Here is a 20000-nt window from a genome sequence, read left to right on the forward strand (position 1 = left end):
GCCCCACCCGGAAGAATCACTCATCGCCACCCCTCCCCACTCGGTGGCTATCGGGATGCTCCAGGCCCGGATTCCAACGGAAGCTCCGTGACGGTGAGGTCGAGGTCACGAATCATCGCCACGCTCAGCTGGCGGATCTGGAACTCGGTCACCTTCGCCTTGTGGAGCGAGGCCAGCCCGGAGAACCCCGACAAATCGCTCCCGCGCAGGTCGGTGCCGGACATCTTGGTGCTCTCGATCTCCGCACCGAAGGCGCAGTCGTCGAACACCGCGCCCCGAAGGTCGCTCTGGACGATCCCCGTCTCCTTGAAGGAGCAATCGACGAACGCCACGTCACCGGTGACCTTGACTTGCTCCCAGCTCGCGTAGTCGAACTGGCACCCCTCGAAGAGCACGTCGGTCATCGTGACGTACGACAACGACACCCCCATCAGGCGCGACGCGGTGAACCGGCAACGGCTGAAGGTGACACCGGTCAGGCGGTGCGAGGTCAGGTCCACGGACGAGAAGTGGACGTTGACGATCCTCTCCTCCTCCGGTTCGGAGGGATAGGGCCAGACCCGCACGGCAGGCTCGTCGTCGCTGGGCAGGAGCACCTTCGCTCCCCGGATTTGGGTGGTCTCCACGAACTTCCCTACTTCTTCGAGCCGTCACATGAGTGATGATTCTGCTCGCAGCGCCATGTTCGGCGCCCGAATGGGCGCTGCGAGCAAGAACATCGGGGGAGAGGGCTCAGGAGACCCAGTCCTTGACCTTCTCGATGAGCTTCGCGGGGTCGTCGCCCACCGGGGTGACGTTGAGGCGGGTGACCCCGGCGGCGCGGAAGGCCTCCACGCGCTCGCGCACGTACGACTCGGGGCCGACCAGGTTGGTCAGCTCCACGAACTCGTCGGGCACCGCCGCCGCGGCCTCGTCCTTCTTCCCGGCCAGGTACAGGTCCTGGATCTTCTCGGCGGCCTCCTCATAGCCGTAGCGCTGGGCCACCGTGTTGTAGAAGTTCTTGCCCTTGGCGCCCATGCCGCCCACGTACAGGGCGATCATCGGGCGGGTGAACTCCAGGAGCTTCTTGACGTCCTCGCCCTCGCCGATGGCGAGCAGGCCACCGGCGGAGATGTCGAGCTCGCCGAGGGAGACGTCACGCTCGGCCCTGCCCTGGGCCAGTGCCTCGCCCCACACCTTGTCGGCCTTCTCCGGGATGAACAGGTGAGGCAGCCACCCATCGGCGATCTCGGCGGTCATCGCGACGTTCTTCACCCCGAGGGAGGCCACGTGGATCGGGATGTGCGAGCGCACCGGGTGGTTGATGATCTTGAGTGGCTTGCCCAGGCCGGTGCCCTGTTCGGGCGGCAGGGGCAGGGTGAACACGTCACCGTCGTGGGTGAGACGCTCCTCGCGCGCCCAGACCTTGCGGCAGATCTCGATGGTCTCGCGGGTGCGGGTCAGCGGCTTGGAGTAGGGGATTCCGTGGAAGCCCTCGATGACCTGCGGTCCGCTGGCGCCCAGGCCGATGATGGCGCGGCCGTCGGAGAGGTAGTCGAGTCCGGCGCCGGTCATCGCGACGAGGGTGGGGGTGCGACTGTACATGGGCAGGATGGCCGAGCCGATCTCCACGCGTTCGGTGCGGGCGGCCAGATAGCCCATGAGGGTAGGGCTGTCGTAACCGTAGGCCTCGGCGACCCACACGGTGTCCAGTCCGGCCTTCTCCAGTTCGACGACCTGGTCGACGGCGGCCTTGGGCTCGCCCGCGTACTGGAGCGGCATCGAGATGCGCATCTGCTGTCCTCCCGGTGGGGCCGGACCCCGGCCCATGACGATCCTGGTGTCGGCGTCACTGTACTGCCGAACGGGATTCGGATGGTGACCCGCCTCACGTATGGGTGCGTGCCCCGATCATGCCCGAGCCCGCCCGTGCCACGCCGTCTCCGGTCCGTCCTGCTACCCGCCTTCGGCAGGTCCGCCCAAGGTCTGTCCGCCCAGGTCCCGTCCGTACACGAAGGGGCGCGGCCCCCGGAGGAACCGGAGACCGTGCCAGAACGTCCCTCTCCCTGATCGGGCGGCGTAGACCCTACTCGGGCTCGTCGCCGGTGACCAGGGGCAGCGACTCGTCGGCCGCCCACGCCGTCATCGAACCGTCGTAGACGGCCACGTCCTGGCGACCGGCCAGGGCCAGAGCGTGGGCCACCCCGGTGGCCGCGATCCCGCCGCCGCAGTAGGTGACGGGTGTGACGCCGGGGTCGAGCAGTCCCTTGGAGGCGAACAGGGTCCGCAGCTCGTCCGTCGACTTGAGCGTTCCGGTGGCGGGGTCGGTGACCTCGTTGACCGGAAGGTTGATGCTGCCGGGGATGTGCCCGGCACGGGCGTAGCTCTTCTTCTCGCCGCTGTAGGTCTCGGGATCCAGGACGTTGACCAGGACGGTGTTCGGGTCGCCCAACGCCGCCCGGACCTCCTCGGTGGAACGCAGCAGTTCGGGGCGTCGGCGCGCCTCGAAGGTCCGTGCGGTGGGGGCCGGTGACGCGGCGTCGGTGACCGGGTGACCGGCCGCCTTCCAGGCGTTCAGCCCGCCGTCCAAGACCTCCACGTCGTCGAATCCCTCCAGCCGCAGGTGCCACCACAGGCGCGTGGCCCAGAAACCGTTGGACTGGTCGTAGACCACCACCCGCGCGCCCGGGCCGATCCCCAGGGCGCCCGCGCTCGCGGCGAACCGCTCCGAGGACGGGACGGTCCACGGCGCGGGGGCGTCGGGGTCGGCGAAGTCGGTCAGCAGGTCCGCGAAGTGGGCGCCGGGGATGTGCTCGGCGTCGAAGGTGGCTCGTCCCGACTCCACGGTGTAGGGGCCCTGCCCGGGCATGCTCAGGTGCGTGGTGGCGTCCAGGAGGACGAGGTCCTCGTCGTTCAGGTGTTCCGCCAGCCAGGCCACGCCGACGGTCGGCGCGCTGTTCGATGCCATGTCCGCAATTCCCCCTCGGTTCGAAACGCTTCGCAGATCATCGATCATCAACCTCGTGCGACGCACCCTTGTTCCGTTCCCGCACACGAGAACGCCGGCCGGGAGGGAACCCGGCCGGCGTTCTCCAAGCGCGATCGTCAGTTCTTGTAGGTGTGTTCCTCGGCCGGGAAGGCGCCGTTGACGACCTCGTCGGCGTAGGAGGTCGCGGCCTCGCGCAGCGTCTCGCCCAGGTTCGCGTAGGTCTTGACGAACTTGGCCACCCTCGGGCTCAGCCCGGCCATGTCCTGCCAGACCAGTACCTGCGCGTCGGTGCCCGCACCCGCGCCGATGCCGACGGTGGGGATGGACAGCTGCTCGGTGACCTGCGCGGCCAGGTCCGAGGGGACCGCCTCCAGGACGAGGGCGAACGCGCCGGCGCGTTCCATTTCCTTGGCGTCCTTGAGCAGGGCGGCGGCGGCCTCACCCCTACCCTGCACCCGGTAGCCGCCCAGGGTGTTGACCGACTGCGGGGTCAGGCCCACGTGGGCCATCACCGGGACGCCGGCGGACACCAGCATCTCCACCTGCGGGGCGACGGAGTGGCCGCCCTCCAGCTTCACGGCCTGGGCGTTGCCCTCCTTCATGAAGCGCGAGGCGGTCTCCAACGCCTGCTGGGGAGAGCCCTGGTAGGAGCCGAAGGGGAGGTCGGCCACGATCAGCGAACGCTTGGTGGAACGGGCCACCGCCGCGGTCAACGGGATGAGCTCGTCCACCGTCACCGGGACGGTGGACTCGTAGCCGTAGACGACGTTGGCGGCGGAGTCACCGACGAGGAGGACGGGGATGCCGGCCTCGTCGAAGATCCGGGAGGTGAGGGCGTCGTAGGCGGTCAGCATCGGCCAGCGCTCACCGCGCTCCTTGGCGCGGGCCAGGTCGCGGATGGTGACGCGTCGGTTGGTGACCCCGCCGTACAGGGCGTTCCCGGCGGAGGGGGTCTGGGCTGTGGTGCTCATGGTGTTCTTCCTCCGTTGTCTCGAAGCACCGCTGTGGGTGTCCCCGGACGTGTGGACGAGAAGGGTTGTCGCGCGCAACCGGTGCGCGGGTGTTCCCCGGAGGGAACGGCGTGCTCGTGCGGGATGTTCCCCATCGCCGCGTCCCCGTGCCCCCCGCCGGAACGGTGGGGTGAGAGCGGGCGTGCGAGGTCCGCACGGGAGCATCATCCCACGCCGAACCCGTCGATTTCGACCCGGGGCGGGGGGCGGATTCACACAGTCGAACAAATGGTTTCTCGCCTGTGGGTCCGTGGAACCGGGGTGCCCATCGGGTCACCGGGTGGGGCCTTCGGTGAATTCTTGTGACCCCTTTTCCGGTCATCGACCCGGTTCCCCAAGGCCTCACCGGGTGAGAGGCGGCTCACCCCCTCCGACTAGCATGACGGAGCGCCCGGCCGGCGGGCGTCGCGATGGAGAGGTGCCCCCTTGGACCAGCGGACGGCGTACCGGCGCAGGTGGGGTGGGCTCGCCGTGCTCATCATCTGCCTGTTGGTGGTCGTGGCCGACAACACGATCCTCAACGTGGCCCTGCGGACCCTGTCGGACCCGGTGGACGGGGTGGGCGCGAGCCAGGCGCAGTTGGCGTGGGCGATCAACTCCTACACGCTGGTGTTCGCCGGGCTGTTGTTCCCCTTCGGGGTCCTCGGCGACCGGTGGGGACGCAGACGGTTGCTGGCCTGGGGGCTGGCCGTGTTCGGTATGGCCTCGGCGTTGTCGGCGTACTCGCAAAGCCCCGAACAACTGATCGCCTCGCGCGCGGTGATGGGGCTCGGCGCCTCCATGGTGATGCCGCAGACCCTCTCGGTGATCACCAACGTGTTCCCCTCCCGGGAGCGTGGTCGGGCGATCGGGATCTGGGCCGGGGCGGTGGGTCTGGCGATGGCGATCGGGCCGTCGGCGGGCGGGCTGCTGTTGGAGAACTTCTGGTGGGGCTCGATCTTCCTGGTGAACGTGCCGTTCGTGCTGATCGGACTGGCCCTGATGTTCGTGTTGATCCCCGAGTCCCGGGACGAGAACGCCGGTCGCCCGGACGTGGTGGGCGTGCTGCTGTCCATCCCCGGCCTGGTGCTGCTGATCTACGGGATCATCACCGCGGGGGAGCGGGCCTCGCTGGCGGACTGGGACGTCTACGGGGCCCTGCTGCTCGGGGTCGCGGTGATCGTGCTGTTCCTGGTACACGAGTCGCGGGTGCCCAACCCGTCGCTGGACGTGCGGTTCTTCCGCGACCCGCGGTTCAGCGTGTCCATCGCCACGATCATGTTGCTGTTCTTCAGCATGGCCGGGATCATCTTCTTCCTCAGTTTCTACTGGCAGAGCGTGCGTGAGTTCTCCCCGTTCATCGCGGGGCTGCTGGTGTTGCCCGCCGCCATCGGGCAGATGGTGTTCGCGCCGCTCAGCCCCACCCTGGTCCGGTGGGTGGGTGCGCGCACCCTGGCCGCCATCGGTATCGCGACCGTGTGCTGCAGTTTCCTGTTCTACACGCGGATCGAACAGGACACCCCGCTGCCGCTCATCATCACGTTCTTCTTCCTCCAGGCGTCGGCGATGGCCGTGGTACTCACCCCGGCCACGGACGCGATCATGTCGTCGGTGCCGCCGGGCAAGGCCGGTGCGGCGTCGGCGGTGCAGAACACGGTGCGCCAGGTCGCCACGGCCATGGGCGTGGCCGTCCTGGGCGCGGTGATCTCGTTCCACTACCGGGCGGCGATGGCGCCCATCCTGCGGCGGGTGGCGGACGAGACCGACACCGACCCCGAGCGGGTCCGGGCGGCGGGAGAGTCGATCGAGGGCACCATGGCGTTCGCTCGGAGCCTGGGGGAGCCGGGCACGGTGTTGGTCACGCCCGCGAAGGAGGCCTTCCTGGAAGGGCTGCACCTGGCCGCTACGGTCTCGCTGGGCTTGGGGGCGGTGGGCCTGGTGGTGGTGTTGGTGTGGATGCCGCGCGGTGCTCCCGCCCCGCCTCGGGACGATGACGTGAAACCGGAGTCGGCGAAGGAGGGGCGTCCTCGGAGCGACCATGACAGCGGTGGGTGAGCTCGGCCCGAGCACGGGCACCGCACACGACCTACCATGGGCGACATGCGTCTGACCGCCTTCACCGACGTCTCCCTGCGCCTGGTCATGCGGCTCGCCGTCGCCCGGGAGGGTGAACTCCTGACCACACGTGACGTCGCGGGCATGTTGCACGTGCCCTACACGCACATGGCCAAGGCCGTGGCGCGCATGTCGGAGATGGGCCTGGTCGAGGCCCGACGCGGGCGCGGTGGCGGGTTGCGGCTCACCGATGCCGGCCGGCGCTCCTCGGTGGGCGCGATCGTCCGTGAACTGGAGGATCCGGGCGATCTGGCCGGTTGCGAGGACGATCCACCCTGCCCGCTGCGCGCCGCCTGTCGGCTGCGCGTGGCGTTGTGGCAGGCACGTGAGGCCTTCTACGTCTCCCTGGACGGAGTGTCCGTGGAGTCCCTGGTGAGCTCGCCCACACGACAGGCGCTCACTTTGCTGCGTGAGGACGGTTCAACGGTCTGAAAGCCGCTCTGACCTGGCTTTATTCTTAACCTGACCCCGGTGATGGGTGTCTGATTCACGCGTTTAATATGCATTTCAGATACCAATTATCGATGCTGGGACTCGGTCCCGGCTCAGGAGGAAGCGTGCTCTCCACCGAGTCCGCGGCCACGGTCCGCGCCACGATCCCCGCCGTCGCCGGAGCCCTCGACGACATCACCGCCCGGTTCTACGACACGATGCTCGGCGAACGCCCGGAGCTCCTCGACGGGCTGTTCAACCGCGGCAACCAGGCCAGCGGCGAACAGCGCAAGGCCCTGGCCGGGTCGATCGCCGCCTTCGCCACGATGCTGCTGGAGAACCCGGACGAGCGCCCCGACGCCCTCCTGTCCCGCATCGCGCACAAGCACGTCTCCCTCGGCATCACCGAGGACCAGTACGTGATCGTGCACAAGTACCTCTTCGGCGCCATCGCGCACGTCCTCGATGACGCGGCCACCCCCGAGGTCGTCGCCGCCTGGGACGAGGTGTACTGGCTCATGGCCGGCGCCCTCATCGCCATGGAGGCGGGGCTGTACCAACGGTCCGGCGGCCGCGACGTGTGGCGCCCCTGGACGGTGACCGAGCGCCGAGAGCAGACCGCCGACGCGGTCACCCTCACCCTGGAGCCCGGTGATGGCGGCCCCGCCCCCGACTTCCGCCCCGGCCAGTACGTCAGCGTGCGGGCCCAGATGCCCGACGGCGTCCACCAGGCCCGCCAGTACTCCGTCTCCGGTTGGGACGGCAGCCGCAGACTGATCACCGTCAAGCGCCTGCGCGCGGGGGAGTGGAACCCCGCCGGTGAGGTCTCCACCCTCCTGCACGGCACCGCGACCCCCGGCGACACCCTCATGGTCTCCACCCCGGCCGGTGACGTCACCCTCTCCGACGGCGACCACCCCCTGGTCCTGGTGTCGGCCGGCATCGGCTGCACCCCGATGGCGGCCATGCTCCGCCACCTGGACGAACACGGCAGCGACCGTCGGGTGATCGTCCTGCACGCCGACCGCACACCCGCCGACCACGCCCACCGCGAGGAGCTCAACGAGCTGATCGAGCGGCTGCCCGGCGCCACCGCCCACGTCTGGTACGAACAGGACCACACCGAGGCGGGCGAGCCGACGGACGTCACCGTGCGCCCCGGCACCGTGGACCTGGGCCCGATCGAGATCCCCGAGGGGGCCGAGGCCTATCTCTGCGGCCCGCTGCCGTTCATGCGCGGGGTCCGCACCGGGCTGCTGGACGGTGGACTGCCCGCGCGTCGGGTGCACTACGAGGTGTTCGGACCCGACCTCTGGCTCGGCCAGAACTGACCGGTGCGGTGGGCGCGTGTCCCCGGACGCGCGCCTTCGCCACCTCCGCCGGTAGCCGAAACGCCCGGCCCCGGGCGAAATCGGGTGCAGGGGGAGGGCCCGAGCGGACATACTCGACACCATGCGGTCACACGATTCCCCCACCGTGTTCGTCGGACGCCACGCCCAACTGCGCACTTTGGCCGAGAGCGGGCGCCGCACCCGAAGGGAGGGTGTCCGCACCGTCCTGGTCCACGGCGAGGCCGGGGTCGGCAAGACCCGCCTGTTGGAGGAACACCTGCGGGGCCTGCCGGGGGATCGCGTCGCCGTCGGCGGCTGCCTGGAGGCCGGCGCCGACGGTGTCCCCTTCGCCCCCTTCACCACCCTGCTGCGCGAACTCCTGCGTTCGGGCGGCCCCACCACCGACCCGGCCGTCGACCTCGGCCGGTTGCTCCCCGAACTGGGCGGGGCGGGCGGTCGCACGGACGAGGGCCGGGCCCGTCTGTTCGAGTCGGTCCTGACGTTCCTGGAGGAACGTGCCCGGCCCGAGGGACTCACCCTGGTCCTGGAGGACCTGCACTGGGCCGACGCCTCCACCCGTGACCTGCTGGTCTTCCTCCTGCGCAACCTCGGACCCGCCCCGTCCACCTGCTGGTGAGCGTGCGCACCGACGACCTGCACCGCACCCATCCACTGCGCCGGCTGCTGCCCGAGCTACAGCGCTTGTCCGGGGTCCGCCGCCTGGACGTGGAACCTCTCTCGCGTGATGAGGTCGACGCGCAGGCCACCGCGCTGCGCGGAGCAGGCCTCGACCCCGCCGACCTGGACCTGCTCTGGGAACGCAGCGGCGGCAACCCCCTGTTCGTCGAGTCCCTGCTGAACGGCCACGACCCGGCCGGGGCGGCGCTTCCCGACGGTCCCCGCGACCTGCTCCTGGCCTCGATCGAGTCCCTCCCCGAACCCACCCGCCGCGTCCTCGGCCTGGTCGCCACCGCCGGGAGTCGGGTCGCGCACACCCTGTTGGCCGCCGTGGCCCGTCGCGCCGGGACCACCGAAGAGGAGCTGGAGGAGGCGCTGCGCCCGGCCATCGACGCCAAGGTCCTGCGCACCACCGAGGACGGCTACGTGTTCCGGCACGCCCTGCTCGCCGAGGCCGTCCACGCCGACCTGCTGCCCGGTGAGCGCGTGCGCGCCCACCGTCGCTACGCCGAGGCGCTCCGGCGCGGCGTGCCCCGCGTGTCCGAACGCGAACGGGCGGTCCAGCTCGCCCACCACGCCCACGCCGCGCACGATCAGCCCCTGGCCCTGGAGACGGCGTGGAGCGCCGCCGACCAGGTCGCCGCCGTCGACGCCTATCCCGAACAGCTGGCCCTGCTCGAACGGGTCCTGGAACTGTGGGAGCAGGTTCCCGACGCCGGTGAGCGCACCGGGCTGCAACGCGTGGACGTCCTGGTCCGCGCCGCCCAGGTGTGCCTGGTCGCCGGATCGGTCCGTCGCGCCATCGACTACGCCGACGACGGTCTGACCGAACTCGGGGTCGGCGGTCTGTACGGGAAGAGCGCCGAGGAGGATCCGCCCGCCGAGGCCGAACGGATCGGGCTGCTGCGGCACGCACGCGCCCTCGCCCTCAAGGAGATGGGGCTGGACGGGGCACTGGAGGAACTGACGGACGCCTCCATACTGTTGCCCGACGGTAACCCCGAGAGCGCCGCGATCCTCGCCGCCATCTCCGCCACCCTCATGGTGCGCGGCCATCACCAGCACGCCGAGTTCGGTGCCCGCCGTACCCTTCCCATCGCCCGCGAGCTGGGCGATCGGCGCAGTGAGGCCGACGCGCTCATCACCCTGGGTTCCCTGTTGGAGGACAAGGAGAGCGGCAGCGGGCTGAACGTACTGGGCAACGGCATCCGCATCGCCCGCGAAGCAGGTGGCATCCAGGCCGAGATCCGAGGACTCACCAACCTCGGCGGGGTCCTCAAGAACCACGGTCGGCTGGAGGCGAGCGCCGAGGTGGCCCTGGAAGGGCTGCGCCGCTGTCGGGAGCTGGGTCTGACCCGTACCAAGGGCGGCGTCTTCACCTACGGGCTGGCCGTCACCCGTTTCAACCAGGGCCGGTTCGACGAAGCCGAAGACCTCCTGGACGGGATCGACGACACCTCGATCACCCGGGCCCGCGCCCTGGTCCTGCGCATGCACCTGGACCTGTACCGCTGGCGACCGGACGCCGTGCGCGCCGCCACCGACCACTTCCGCCGGCTGTTGCCCGAACCCGACAGCTCCCCGTTGGAACACCTGCCGGTGCACATGGTCCTGCAACAGATCGCCCTGCACGAGGGGCGTCTGGAGGACGCCGGGCGGATCTCCCTGACCATGCTCACCAAGGCCCTCGGCGAGCGCGGAGTCCTCTCCAACACCCAGGGCCTGTACCGCTCCATCCTGCCCTGGCACGCCGCCGTCGCCGCCCTGCTCAGAGACGAACCCGAAGAGGAACCCAAGCGGCTGGCCCTGCGGATCGAGGAGGCCCTGGACACCCTCCCGCCCGACGTGATCCACTCCGACGCTCCGGCCGCCGACCTGGCCGCGCGCGCCTGGCGCAGCCACGACGCCGTCGCTTCCCTTCGCCTGTTCGAACGGGCCCTGAGCGAACTCGCCCCCACCGGGCTGGTCGTCTCCACCGCCGAGTGCCACCTGGGCGCCGTCCGCGCCGCCCTGCGGGCCGAGGACCGGGCCGCAGCGATCCGGCACCTGGACGCCCTGCACACCCTCGCGGTCGAACACGGAATGGTCCTGTTCGAGCGTGAAGCGCTGCGTCTGCGCGCCCGCCACGCCCTGCCCGGACCGGGTGAACGTCCCGCGACCGGGGCGGCACCCGAACCCGCCGCCCTCACCGGGGGTCCCACCCCGGCCCGGGCGACCACCCCGATGGGGCTGACCCGGCGGGAACTGGAGGTCCTGGTCGAGGTGGCCAAGGGTTCCAGTAACCGGGAGATCGGCCGGGCGCTGTTCATCTCCGCCAAGACCGTGAGCGTGCACGTCACCAACCTGATGACCAAACTGGGGGTGCGCAACCGCACCGCCGCCGCAACCAAGGGCCGGGAACTGGGCCTGGTCTGAGGGACACCGAAGCGACCTCGCGCCGGGCATACTGGCCCCTATGTCCCCCTCAGCGCATTCGGTCCTCGTGGGCCGCGAGCCCCATCTCGATCGCCTCCTCACCGACGCCCGCCGGGCGCTGGAGGGGGAGTCCCGGGCCACCCTGCTGTGCGGGGACGCCGGTATCGGCAAGTCCCGGCTGCTGGCCGAGTACCTGGAACACACCCCCATGGGGCGGACCGCGCTCGGGGCGTGCCTGGAGTTGGGCACCGAGGGCATCGCCTACGCGCCATTCACCGCGCTACTGCGCCACCTGCTGCGCGCGGAGGACGGCGCCCCCGAGGCCGGGTCGCAGCTCACGCGTCTGCTGCCGGGGCTGGGCCAGGACATCGGCCAGGACACCGGTGACAACGGCCGGGCCCGTCTGTTCGAGGCGGTGCTGACCTTCCTGGAGGAACGCGCCCACCCCGAGGGGCTCGCTCTGGTGGTGGAGGACCTGCACTGGTCGGACGCCTCCACCCGTGATCTGCTGGTCTTCCTGCTGCGCAACCTGCGCACGGCGCCGGTGCACCTGGTGGTGTCGGTGCGCACCGACGACCTGCACCGCACCCACCCACTTCGGCCGCTCCTGCCGGAACTGGAACGGCTGCCCCGGGTGACCCGGATGGACCTGGACCCCCTCACCCGGCAGGAGGTGGCTCAGCAGGCCGCCACTCTGGCCGGGACCGCCCTCACCGAGACCGACCTGGACCTGCTGCACGAACGCAGCGGCGGCAATCCGCTGTTCGTCGAGTCCTTCGTCGGCACGGCCGACGGCGGCGGGGTCCCCGAGGGGCCGCGCGACCTCCTGATGCGCCGGGTGGAACCCCTGCCGGGCACCGCCCACAAGGTCCTGGGACTGGCGTCGGTCGCCGGGGACCGGGTCGACCACGCGCTGCTCGCCGAGGTGGCCGAACGTTCCGGGGTCGACGAGGACGCTCTGGACGAGGCGCTGCGCCACGCGGTGGACGCCCAGGTCCTACGGGTCACCGAGACCGGTTACGTGTTCCGGCACGCCCTGCTCGCCGAGGCGGTCAAGGCGGACCTGTTGCCCGGCCAGCGGGTACGCGCCCACCGCCGCTACGCGGAGGTGCTCGACACCGATGTCCCAGGGTTGCCCCGGGCGGAGACGGTCGCCCAACTCGCGCACCACGCCTACGCCGCCCACGACCACCCGCGCGCCCTGGTCGCGGCGTGGGAGGCGGCACAGCGAGCCTTGGCCGCCACTGCCCACCCCGAACACCTCGAACTCCTCGAACGGGTGCTGGAGCTGTGGGAACTGGTGCCCGACGCCGCCGATCGACTCGACCTAGACCGCAGCGCCCTGCTGCTGCGGGTGTGCCTGGCCGCACAGGTCGCCGGTGACCTGCGCCGCTCGGTCGACCACGCCACGGACGGGTTGGCCGACCTTGACTCCACAGCCGAGCCCGAAGCGGTCGCTCGGTTGCTGGTGGCCCGTGCCCGCGCCTACAAGAACCTGGGCCGTACCGTCGCGCTGGACGACATGCGGGCCGCCGCCGAACTGCTGCCCGAGGCGCACTTCGAGCAGGCGGCGATCGGTGCCGCGACCGCCTCGGTCTTGATGCTCCAGGGGTTCCACGACGAGGCGGAAAGGGTCGCCGGGGAGACCGTCGCCCTAGCGCGGAGGGTCGGAGATCGCGGTAGTGAGGCCGATGCCCTGGTCACCCGAGGGGCGCTGCTGGACGTCACCGGTTCCGACCAGGCCCTTGAACTGTTGCGCGAGGGCATCCGGATCGCCCGGGAACTGGGCGAGGTCCAGGTCGAGTTGCGCGGATTCATCAACCTCTCCAACAACCTGGCGATGCGGCTGGAGTACGAGGAGGCGCTGGACACCACACGGCGCTTCGCGGACCGTTGCGCCGAGCTGGGGATCCTGCGCAGTCAGGGTGGCGACTACGGCAACGCCGCGGCCAACTACCTGAACTGCTTGGGTCGGATGGAGCAGGCCCGTCGGGTGCTGGAGACCCATCCCGCTGGAGAGGATCTCACCGCCGCGCGTCGACACGGGGTCAGGGCCCAGTTCCACCTGATACAGGGGGATTGGGACGCCGCGGAGAGGGTCTTGGGTGAGTTCACCCGCGTCCTGCCCCGGGATCGTAGTTCGGCGATGGAGTACCTGACCTACTACTTCGGACGACTGTGGCTGCTGAAGGAGGGGCCGGGCGATCGACTGGCCGAAGCCGCCCGCCTGGCATTCGAGGGGGAAGACGACATCGGGCTGATCGATCAGGTCCGGTTCAGCCACCAAGGTCTGCCGTCCTTGTCGGAGCTGGTGGCCCGGCTACGGCGCCGTGACGAGCCCGGTGACGCCGAACTCGCCGAGGAACTCGCCGTGCTGCTTCGTGGGACGCTGGAGCGCGCGGACTGGCCGACCTCACCGGCGGGCGCGCTCAACCGGCAGATGGCGCTCGGATGGCTCGCCGAGAACCCGACCGAGGCACTCGCGCACTGGGAGCGTGCGCTGCCGCTCGCCGAGAGGGCGAGCGTGATGTCCCGGATCGACGCCTGGACCGGAGCCTTCTGGACACTGCTCGCCCTGGGAGAGCGTGAGCGGGCCACGGGGCTGCTGGGCCGCCTTGAGAAGCTGAGTGCCCAGCTGGCTCCGGCCGTGAGTTGTGGGGACGTGGAGGGGATGGGCGCGGCCCTCGCCGACGCCGCACCGACCCCCGTCGCGCTCCCCGCAAGGCTGACCCCGCGCGAGGCCGAGGTCCTGACCCAGGTCGCCAAGGGGTTGTCCAACCGGGAGGTGGGCGAGGCGCTGTTCATTTCCGCCAAGACGGTGAGCGTGCACGTCACCAACCTCATGGCCAAGTTGGGGGTGAACAACCGCACGGCCGCCGCCGCCAAGGCCCGAGAACTCGGTCTCGACTGACCTCGACCGGCCCCGGTGGGCCGCCCGTCGCGTCCTACAGGGTGGGCAGGTACCGCTGGAGTTCGTACGGGGTCACCTGGCGGCGGTAGGAGTTCCACTCCGAGGTCTTGTTGCGCAGGAAGAAGTCGAACACGTGCTCGCCCAACGCCTCGGCGACCAGTTCGCTGTTCTCCATCAACCGCAGCGCCTCGTCCAGGCTCTGCGGCAGCGGACGGATGCCCACCGCCCGACGCTCGGCGTCGGTCAGCGCCCACACGTCGTCCTCGGCGCCCGGGGGCAGCTCGTACCCCTCCTCGATGCCCTTGAGCCCGGCGGCCAGGATCACCGCGTAGGCCAGGTAGGGGTTGGTGGAGCTGTCCAGGGAACGGATCTCGATCCGGCTGGAGTTGGACTTGCCCGGCTTGTACATCGGCACCCGCACCAGCGCCGACCGGTTGTTGTGCCCCCAGCAGATGTAGGCGGGCGCCTCGCCGCCCATGCCGGCCGACGCGGCCGGGTCGTCCCACAGCCGCTTGTAGGAGTTCACCCACTGGTTGGTGACGGCGGTGATCTCGTCGGCGTGCCGCAGCAGCCCCGCTATGAACCCGCGCCCCACCTTCGACAGCTGGTACTCGGCCCCCGGCTCGTAGAAGGCGTTACGGTCGCCCTCGAACAGCGACAGATGGGTGTGCATGCCCGACCCGGGGTACTGGGTGAAGGGCTTGGGCATGAACGTGGCGTACACGCCCTGCTCCATCGCCACCTCCTTCATCACGAGCCGGAAGGTCATGATGTTGTCGGCGGTGGTCAGCGCGTCCGCGTAGCGCAGGTCGATCTCCTGTTGGCCGGGCCCGCCCTCATGGTGGCTGTACTCCACGGAGATGCCCATGGCCTCCAACATGTTGATGGCGTTACGGCGAAAGTCGTGCGCGCTGTTGTGCGGGGTGTGGTCGAAGTAGCCGCCCGAGTCGTTCGGCTCGGGGAACTCCCCGTGCTCGGGGAACTTCTTCAGCAGGTAGAACTCGATCTCGGGGTGCGTGTAGAACGTGAACCCGAGGTCGGAGGCCTTGCTGAGCTGACGCTTGAGCACGTGCCGTGGGTCGGCGGGGGAGGGCGAACCGTCGGGCATGAGGATGTCGCAGTACATGCGCGCGGTGCCGTGCGGTTCGTTGCGCCAAGGCAGGACCTGGAAGGTGGTGGGGTCGGGTTGGGCGAGCATGTCGGCCTCGTAGACCCGGGCGAAGCCCTCGATGGCAGAACCGTCGAACCCGATGCCCTCGGAGAAGGCCGCCTCCAGTTCGGCGGGCGCCACCGCCACGGACTTGAGGTACCCGAGCACGTCGGTGAACCACAGCCTCACGAACCGGATGTCGCGCTCCTCCAACGTGCGGAGCACGAATTCCTGCTGTCGATTCACGATCAACCTTCCTCGAAGCCGGTCGGTCCCCGCCCCGGTCCGTCGATCACGGAGCCGAGCCGGACACCATGTCCCGGCACCCAGTGTGCCGTGCGGATATTTCGGGGGTATTTCCGCTCGCTCTCGGCGGTACCCGGACGGTCGTCCGCACACGCATTATGACCGCTCACGGCGGGGGTTCGGGCCACCCCCGGCCACGAACATGCGGTCCGTCACCCGGCCGGCGATGGACCCGCTCGCGGTCACTTCGCGTCGGAACGTCGGCGGAACCGGGTGTAGTCGGCACCGTTGTCGAAGACGGTGCCCTCCACCCGCTCGAAGACGGCCGGGTCGAAGGCGCCGCCCTCGAAGAACGACTTGCCCGCCCCGGCCACGACTGGGTAGCGCTTGATCACGAGCTCGTCGATCTCCGGTAGCAGGAGTCCGGCGATGGAGGGCCCGCCGACCGTGCAGATTCCCAGGTCGCCGTTCTCCTTCTTGAGTTCTCGCACGTGCCGGAGCGGGTCGGTGGCCACCACGGTCACGTTCGGGTCGACGTCGGCCGCCAGGGTGCGGGAGTAGACGTACTCGCGCATGTGCCCGTAGGGGCTGGTCACCCCCTGATCCAGGGCGATCTGGTAGGAACCCCGGCCCTGGAGCATGGTGTCGAAGTGCTTGTTGGGCACGTCCAGTCCGAGATGGTTCCGTGCCACGGTGGGGAGCAGTTCCGGGTACTCGCGGGCGTGGAACTCGCCGTTCTCGTCGAGCTCCCCACCGCTGCCGTCGTCGTCGCCACCGGGGAAGAAGTCGAAGGAACCGTCGGGCGCGCAGACGTAGCCGTCCAGCGAGACCGCGACGAAGTAGGTGAGCTTTCGCATGTGTCTCCTCGTGGGGGTACTCCCGTGGCCCCATGACCACTATGCTTGAAGTACTTCAAGTAAAGTACTTCGTGTGTAGTGGTTTGCCAAGGGGTTTTTCCGAAAACCTCGGAACAAGGGAGAAAACCGTGGTCAGGAACCCGGAACGGCGCGCCGCGCTACTGGACGCCGCCATCGAGACACTCGCCGAAGAGGGCGCGCGCGGGCTCACCTTCCGCGCCGTCGACACCCGGGCGGGCGTGCCCACCGGCACCGCCTCCAACTACTTCACCGACCGCGGCGACCTGCTCGCCCAGGCCGGCACCCGTACCTACGAGCGCTTCATGCCCGAACAGGACGAGTGGGACAACGTGCTGACCGGCGCACGCGACCGGGCCAAACTCGCCGAGGTCATGCGCGCCACAGTCAGGCGCCTGGCCGCCGACCCCCACGTCTACCTGGCCACCCTGGAACTCCAACTGGAGGCCACCCGCCGCCCGGAACTGCGCGCGGACATGACCGCTCGCGTGCGCGCCGACCTGGAGGCCAATTTCGTCTTCCACGAGGAGGCCGCGATGCCCGGCGGTCGCGACACCGTCCTCGTGCTCTACCTGGCCCTGAACCGGCTGGTCACCGAGTACCTCACCCTGCCCGGGGTGCTCGCCCCCGAGGGCGACCTGGACCGGCTGGTCACCCTGGTGGTCGATGGCCTCGCCCTCGACGACGGGAACTAGGCCAGGCCCAGGTCGCGGGCGCGGGCGCCGGCGGTGGCCCGGTTGGGCACGGCCAACTTGGTGAGGATGTTGGACACGTGCACGCTGGCGGTCTTGGGCGAGATGAACAGCCGCTCGGCGATCCGGGCGTTGGTGGCGCCCGCGGCGAGCAGTCGCAGCACCTCGCTCTCACGGGCGGTCAGTCCCGCCGGTGCCGCCGGTGGGGCCGACCGACCGGTCACCCCGGTGCCGAGTCTGCGCGCCAGCCCCTCCGCGGCGCGGGACAGCGGCACGGCCCCGCACTCGATCGCGGTCTCGTACGCCTGCCGGACCCGGCGCACCGCCAGGTCGCGGTCGCCCGCGGCCACCACTTCGGCCTCACGCAGCCGGGCCCGGGCCAGGTGCAGCGGCATCGGGACCGCCTCCCACGCCACCACGGCGCTCTTCCACAGGTCGGTGGTGTCCTCTTCCCCGACCTGCGCCGTCAGCGCGGCGACGGACGCCGCGTAGGCGGGCATAGCGAGGCCGGTGATCCGGGTTCGATCCGCCACCTCGCGTACCCGGGCGACCAACTCCGGGGCCGATCCCAGGCGGGCCGTCTCGGCCATCCGTTCCAGCAACGGCCAGGTGTACCCGTGGAACCGTTCCAGGATCACCTGATCCAGGGTTCGCAGGGACAGTTCCAGGGCCTCCTCCAGTTCCCCTTCGGTCAGCGCGGTCTCCAAGGAACCCAGGACCCGCAGTTGCAGGATGTCCATCCGGTGCGCGTCCAGCATGCTCCGGTCACCCAGGGGGCCGGTCGATCGCCGGGCCACCTCCAGGTCGCCCTGCGCGGCCGCGATCCGGGCCAGCACCGATTGGATGAAGTGCAGCTTGATCTTGGTGGAGGTGGCCACCGTGCGCTCGGCCAAAGCGCGAGCCTGCGACAGTCGGCCGGTCTCGAACAGGATCTCGGTCCGGTTCTGGTGGTTGAAGCCCCGGTGCACAGAGGCCCAGCCGAGCCGTTCGTGCCGGGTCAGCGAACGTTCCAGGACCTGCATGCCCTCCTGGTGCCGGCCCAGCTCCCGCAGGTGATGGCCGAGACTTCCTGCGCCGCGCGCTTCGATCATCGGGTTGGACAGTTCGGCTCCCCGCCGAGTGCCCAGTTCCATGAGTGGGCGGCCCCGTTCGACGTCACCGTCCTCCATGTACAGACAGCCCAGGATGATCCGCGCGTCCGCCTCACCGCACAAGTCTGCGGGGTTCCCCTGGTCGGAGACCTCGATGGCGAGTTCGGCGAGTTCGCGTGGGCCGCGCCCGGCCCGGCGCAGATCGTTCAACAGCCGTTGCTCGGCGGTGCCCGCACGGTCCAGGCGCAAGAGGTTGCTCTCCCGTGCCAGGTCGGCGAGGAGTTGCGAGTACCCCGGCATGTGCGGCGGGTGCAGTTCGAGCGCCCGCACCAGATCGGGCAGGCCGCCGTCGCGCATCTTGTACGCGCGGGCTTGACCACGTCTGCGCAACAGGATGGCGCGGATCATGCGGGCCTCGTCGTCGGTGGGATCCTCGGGTAGGTCGGCCAGGGCCTCCTCCGCCAGTTCCAGCGCCCGCCGGTGCCGGCCCGTGTCCAGAGCCGCGCCGGCCGCCTTGACGAACACCTGGGCCCGGGTGTGGCCCTGGGCACGTTCGGCGGCGTCGGGCACCTGCGCCCACAGGTCCAACACCCGTTCCAGCATGGCCAGTTCCTCGTTGAAGGCGAGTGTCTCACCGGCGCGGATCGCCGCCCACCAAGCGGCCTGTAGAGCCCTGGGCAGGTCGTGCGCGGCCTGGTAGTGGTGGGCCTCCTCCGCGGCGCGTCGGTCGGCGGGGACGGTGTGGGGGTACTCGTCGATGAGCTGGGCGAAGCGCAGGTGCAGCCGGGCGTGCGGTCCGGGCAGGATCTCCCCGTGCACGGCGTCGCGCAGCAGGGCGTGCCGGAAGCGGTATCCGGTCTGCCCGGCCCGCAGCACGTTGGCGTCCACCAGGGTGCGCAGGGCGGCCTCCAACTCACGTTCGGGCAGCCCCGCCGCGTGGTACAGCATCTCGTGTTCGACGGTGACGCTCACCGCTCCCACCGCCGCCGCGCGTAGTACGGCCCACGTGGTGTCGTCGAACCGGTTCAGCGGCTCCAACAGCAGGTCGCGGAAGTGGTCGGGCAGGTCGGGATCCTCGTCACCGGGGCAGGTCTCGGCGGTGGCCAGGGCCTCCACGAACAAGGGCACCCCCTCACTGCGTCGATACAGCGAGTCCAGCTGGGTGGGGGTCAGGTCCTCGCCCCGGATCGCCCGGGTCTGGGCGGCCACCTCCTCGCGGGAGAGCGGCTCCAACTGGATTCGGCCCACCCCGGGCAGGCGTTCCAGCTCGGGCAGCAGTCGTCGCAGTGGGTGCGCGCGGTGTAGGTCGTCGCTACGGAAGGTGGCGACGACCTGGATCCCGGGCCGATCCAGGTTGCGGATCAAGAAGACCAGCAGGTCACGCGTGGCGCCGTCGGCCCAGTGCAGGTCCTCCAACACCACGGTGGCGCCCTCGTCCCCGGCCAACAGGGTGAACAGGCGTAGTAGCTGTTCGAAGAGGATGCCCCGGTTCTCCCGACGCTCCTCGGGGACGGGGCCCAGCTCCGGCAGGAGTCGGGCGAACTCTCCCAGTCCACCGGGGGCGGCCTCCTCGAACGGGGCCCGGCCGCACTCGCGCAGTGTCTGGCGGAGCACCGCGGTGAAGGGGGCGTAGGAGAGTCCGTCGACACCCAGTTGCAGGCAGGCGCCGGTGAACACCGTTCCCGCCGGCCGGGTGGCGGTGAACTCGTTCACCAGGCGGGTCTTGCCCACCCCGGCGTCCCCGCCGACCAGCAGCATCTCCGGTGTTCCGGAACGTACCCGATCGGCCTGGTCGGTGAGAATCCGGAGCTGGTCACGGCGACCGACGAAGACGGGACTGGTATCGGAAGGCAGGGGCATACCGCTCATTATGCTCTGTGCCCGGAACATTTCTCCGCCCATTATTCGCCGCGGACCCGACGCTCCTCGCGGCGTCGGGCGCGTTTCTCGGCCCGCAGCCGGCGAAGCTCTCGCATCCGCTCGGCCTGCTGGAGGCGCTCGTCCCGCATGGCGTGGGCGTTGGCGGTGCGCAGGTCGTCGTAGGTCATGTCTCCCCCTGGTGTCGTGCGGTGCCGGACGTGTTCGGCACGTCTACGACGATGTCGCT

General features: G+C 70.2%; 15 protein-coding genes. 7 read left to right on the top strand and 8 right to left on the bottom strand.

Features of this window, described 5'->3' with window-relative positions:
• Nucleotides 1-47 precede the first annotated feature (47 nt).
• The 4 genes from NLI01S_RS19905 to panB all read right to left on the bottom strand — a co-directional run bounded on the left by NLI01S_RS19905 (nucleotide 48) and on the right by panB (nucleotide 3939).
• A complete protein-coding gene (locus tag NLI01S_RS19905; protein ID WP_067606839.1) occupies nucleotides 48-626 on the bottom strand; it encodes a pentapeptide repeat-containing protein in 579 nt (192 codons plus the stop codon).
• Between the two features lie 106 nt (nucleotides 627-732).
• Nucleotides 733-1773 carry an LLM class F420-dependent oxidoreductase gene (locus tag NLI01S_RS19910; RefSeq protein ID WP_067606841.1) on the bottom strand — a complete coding sequence of 347 codons (1041 nt, stop codon included), beginning with the start codon at nucleotides 1771-1773 and terminating at the stop codon, nucleotides 733-735.
• A gap of 292 nt (nucleotides 1774-2065) precedes the next feature.
• Nucleotides 2066-2947 (bottom strand): sulfurtransferase, encoded by an 882-nt coding sequence (locus tag NLI01S_RS19915; RefSeq protein WP_067606843.1) that lies wholly within the window; start codon nucleotides 2945-2947, stop codon nucleotides 2066-2068.
• Between the two features lie 137 nt (nucleotides 2948-3084).
• The gene (gene panB / locus NLI01S_RS19920; RefSeq protein ID WP_067606845.1) at nucleotides 3085-3939 is read right to left on the bottom strand and encodes a 3-methyl-2-oxobutanoate hydroxymethyltransferase; all 855 of its coding nucleotides are present in this window, start codon (nucleotides 3937-3939) and stop codon (nucleotides 3085-3087) included.
• 465 nt (nucleotides 3940-4404) lie between these two features.
• Between panB and NLI01S_RS19925 the strand changes: the two genes are divergently transcribed.
• From NLI01S_RS19925 to NLI01S_RS19950, 6 genes are all read left to right on the top strand, one after another.
• Complete coding sequence (locus NLI01S_RS19925) at nucleotides 4405-6012, top strand: MFS transporter (protein ID WP_067606847.1); 1608 nt, start codon at nucleotides 4405-4407, stop codon at nucleotides 6010-6012.
• Nucleotides 6013-6057: 45 nt separating this feature from the next.
• A complete protein-coding gene (locus tag NLI01S_RS19930) occupies nucleotides 6058-6504 on the top strand; it encodes an RrF2 family transcriptional regulator (protein ID WP_067606890.1) in 447 nt (148 codons plus the stop codon).
• A 125-nt stretch (nucleotides 6505-6629) separates the two neighbouring features.
• A complete protein-coding gene (locus tag NLI01S_RS19935) occupies nucleotides 6630-7835 on the top strand; it encodes a globin domain-containing protein (RefSeq protein WP_067606848.1) in 1206 nt (401 codons plus the stop codon).
• A 121-nt stretch (nucleotides 7836-7956) separates the two neighbouring features.
• Complete coding sequence (locus NLI01S_RS25825; protein WP_067606849.1) at nucleotides 7957-8472, top strand: ATP-binding protein; 516 nt, start codon at nucleotides 7957-7959, stop codon at nucleotides 8470-8472.
• 2 nt (nucleotides 8473-8474) lie between these two features.
• The gene (locus NLI01S_RS26650) at nucleotides 8475-10928 is read left to right on the top strand and encodes a helix-turn-helix transcriptional regulator (protein ID WP_067606850.1); all 2454 of its coding nucleotides are present in this window, start codon (nucleotides 8475-8477) and stop codon (nucleotides 10926-10928) included.
• Between the two features lie 40 nt (nucleotides 10929-10968).
• Nucleotides 10969-13839, top strand: coding sequence for an ATP-binding protein (locus tag NLI01S_RS19950; RefSeq protein WP_067606852.1), 2871 nt, complete (start codon nucleotides 10969-10971; stop codon nucleotides 13837-13839).
• Between the two features lie 34 nt (nucleotides 13840-13873).
• Here NLI01S_RS19950 and NLI01S_RS19955 read toward each other — a convergent pair whose 3' ends face one another.
• Both NLI01S_RS19955 and NLI01S_RS19960 read right to left on the bottom strand, forming a co-directional pair.
• On the bottom strand, nucleotides 13874-15235 hold the full coding sequence (locus NLI01S_RS19955) for a glutamine synthetase family protein (protein WP_190318533.1): 1362 nt from the start codon (nucleotides 15233-15235) through the stop codon (nucleotides 13874-13876).
• 242 nt (nucleotides 15236-15477) lie between these two features.
• Nucleotides 15478-16092: a dihydrofolate reductase family protein gene (locus NLI01S_RS19960; protein WP_067606854.1), complete on the bottom strand. Its 615-nt coding sequence runs from the start codon at nucleotides 16090-16092 to the stop codon at nucleotides 15478-15480.
• A 128-nt stretch (nucleotides 16093-16220) separates the two neighbouring features.
• Between NLI01S_RS19960 and NLI01S_RS19965 the strand changes: the two genes are divergently transcribed.
• Nucleotides 16221-16805: a TetR/AcrR family transcriptional regulator gene (locus NLI01S_RS19965; RefSeq protein WP_067606856.1), complete on the top strand. Its 585-nt coding sequence runs from the start codon at nucleotides 16221-16223 to the stop codon at nucleotides 16803-16805.
• Here NLI01S_RS19965 and NLI01S_RS19970 read toward each other — a convergent pair.
• Entirely contained in the window at nucleotides 16802-19762 is a 2961-nt protein-coding gene (locus NLI01S_RS19970; protein ID WP_067606857.1) for a helix-turn-helix transcriptional regulator, read from the bottom strand. The genes NLI01S_RS19965 and NLI01S_RS19970 overlap by 4 nt on opposite strands.
• A gap of 32 nt (nucleotides 19763-19794) precedes the next feature.
• The gene (locus NLI01S_RS26100) at nucleotides 19795-19941 is read right to left on the bottom strand and encodes a hypothetical protein (RefSeq protein ID WP_190318534.1); all 147 of its coding nucleotides are present in this window, start codon (nucleotides 19939-19941) and stop codon (nucleotides 19795-19797) included.
• Nucleotides 19942-20000 lie beyond the last annotated feature (59 nt).

The sequence above is a fragment of the Nocardiopsis listeri NBRC 13360 genome (genome assembly GCF_001570765.1).
GTDB classification, from domain to species: domain Bacteria; phylum Actinomycetota; class Actinomycetes; order Streptosporangiales; family Streptosporangiaceae; genus Nocardiopsis; species Nocardiopsis listeri.

Bases quoted from the DNA above. Each gene is read 5' to 3' on its own strand.
- NLI01S_RS25825 (WP_067606849.1), top strand. From the start codon at position 7,957: ATGCGGTCACACGATTCCCCCACCGTGTTCGTCGGACGCCACGCCCAA.
- NLI01S_RS19950 (WP_067606852.1), top strand. From the start codon at position 10,969: ATGTCCCCCTCAGCGCATTCGGTCCTCGTGGGCCGCGAGCCCCATCTC.
- NLI01S_RS19915 (WP_067606843.1), bottom strand. From the start codon at position 2,947: ATGGCATCGAACAGCGCGCCGACCGTCGGCGTGGCCTGGCTGGCGGAA.
- panB (WP_067606845.1), bottom strand. From the start codon at position 3,939: ATGAGCACCACAGCCCAGACCCCCTCCGCCGGGAACGCCCTGTACGGC.
- NLI01S_RS19930 (WP_067606890.1), top strand. From the start codon at position 6,058: ATGCGTCTGACCGCCTTCACCGACGTCTCCCTGCGCCTGGTCATGCGG.
- NLI01S_RS19910 (WP_067606841.1), bottom strand. From the start codon at position 1,773: ATGCGCATCTCGATGCCGCTCCAGTACGCGGGCGAGCCCAAGGCCGCC.
- NLI01S_RS19970 (WP_067606857.1), bottom strand. From the start codon at position 19,762: ATGAGCGGTATGCCCCTGCCTTCCGATACCAGTCCCGTCTTCGTCGGT.
- NLI01S_RS19960 (WP_067606854.1), bottom strand. From the start codon at position 16,092: ATGCGAAAGCTCACCTACTTCGTCGCGGTCTCGCTGGACGGCTACGTC.
- NLI01S_RS26100 (WP_190318534.1), bottom strand. From the start codon at position 19,941: ATGACCTACGACGACCTGCGCACCGCCAACGCCCACGCCATGCGGGAC.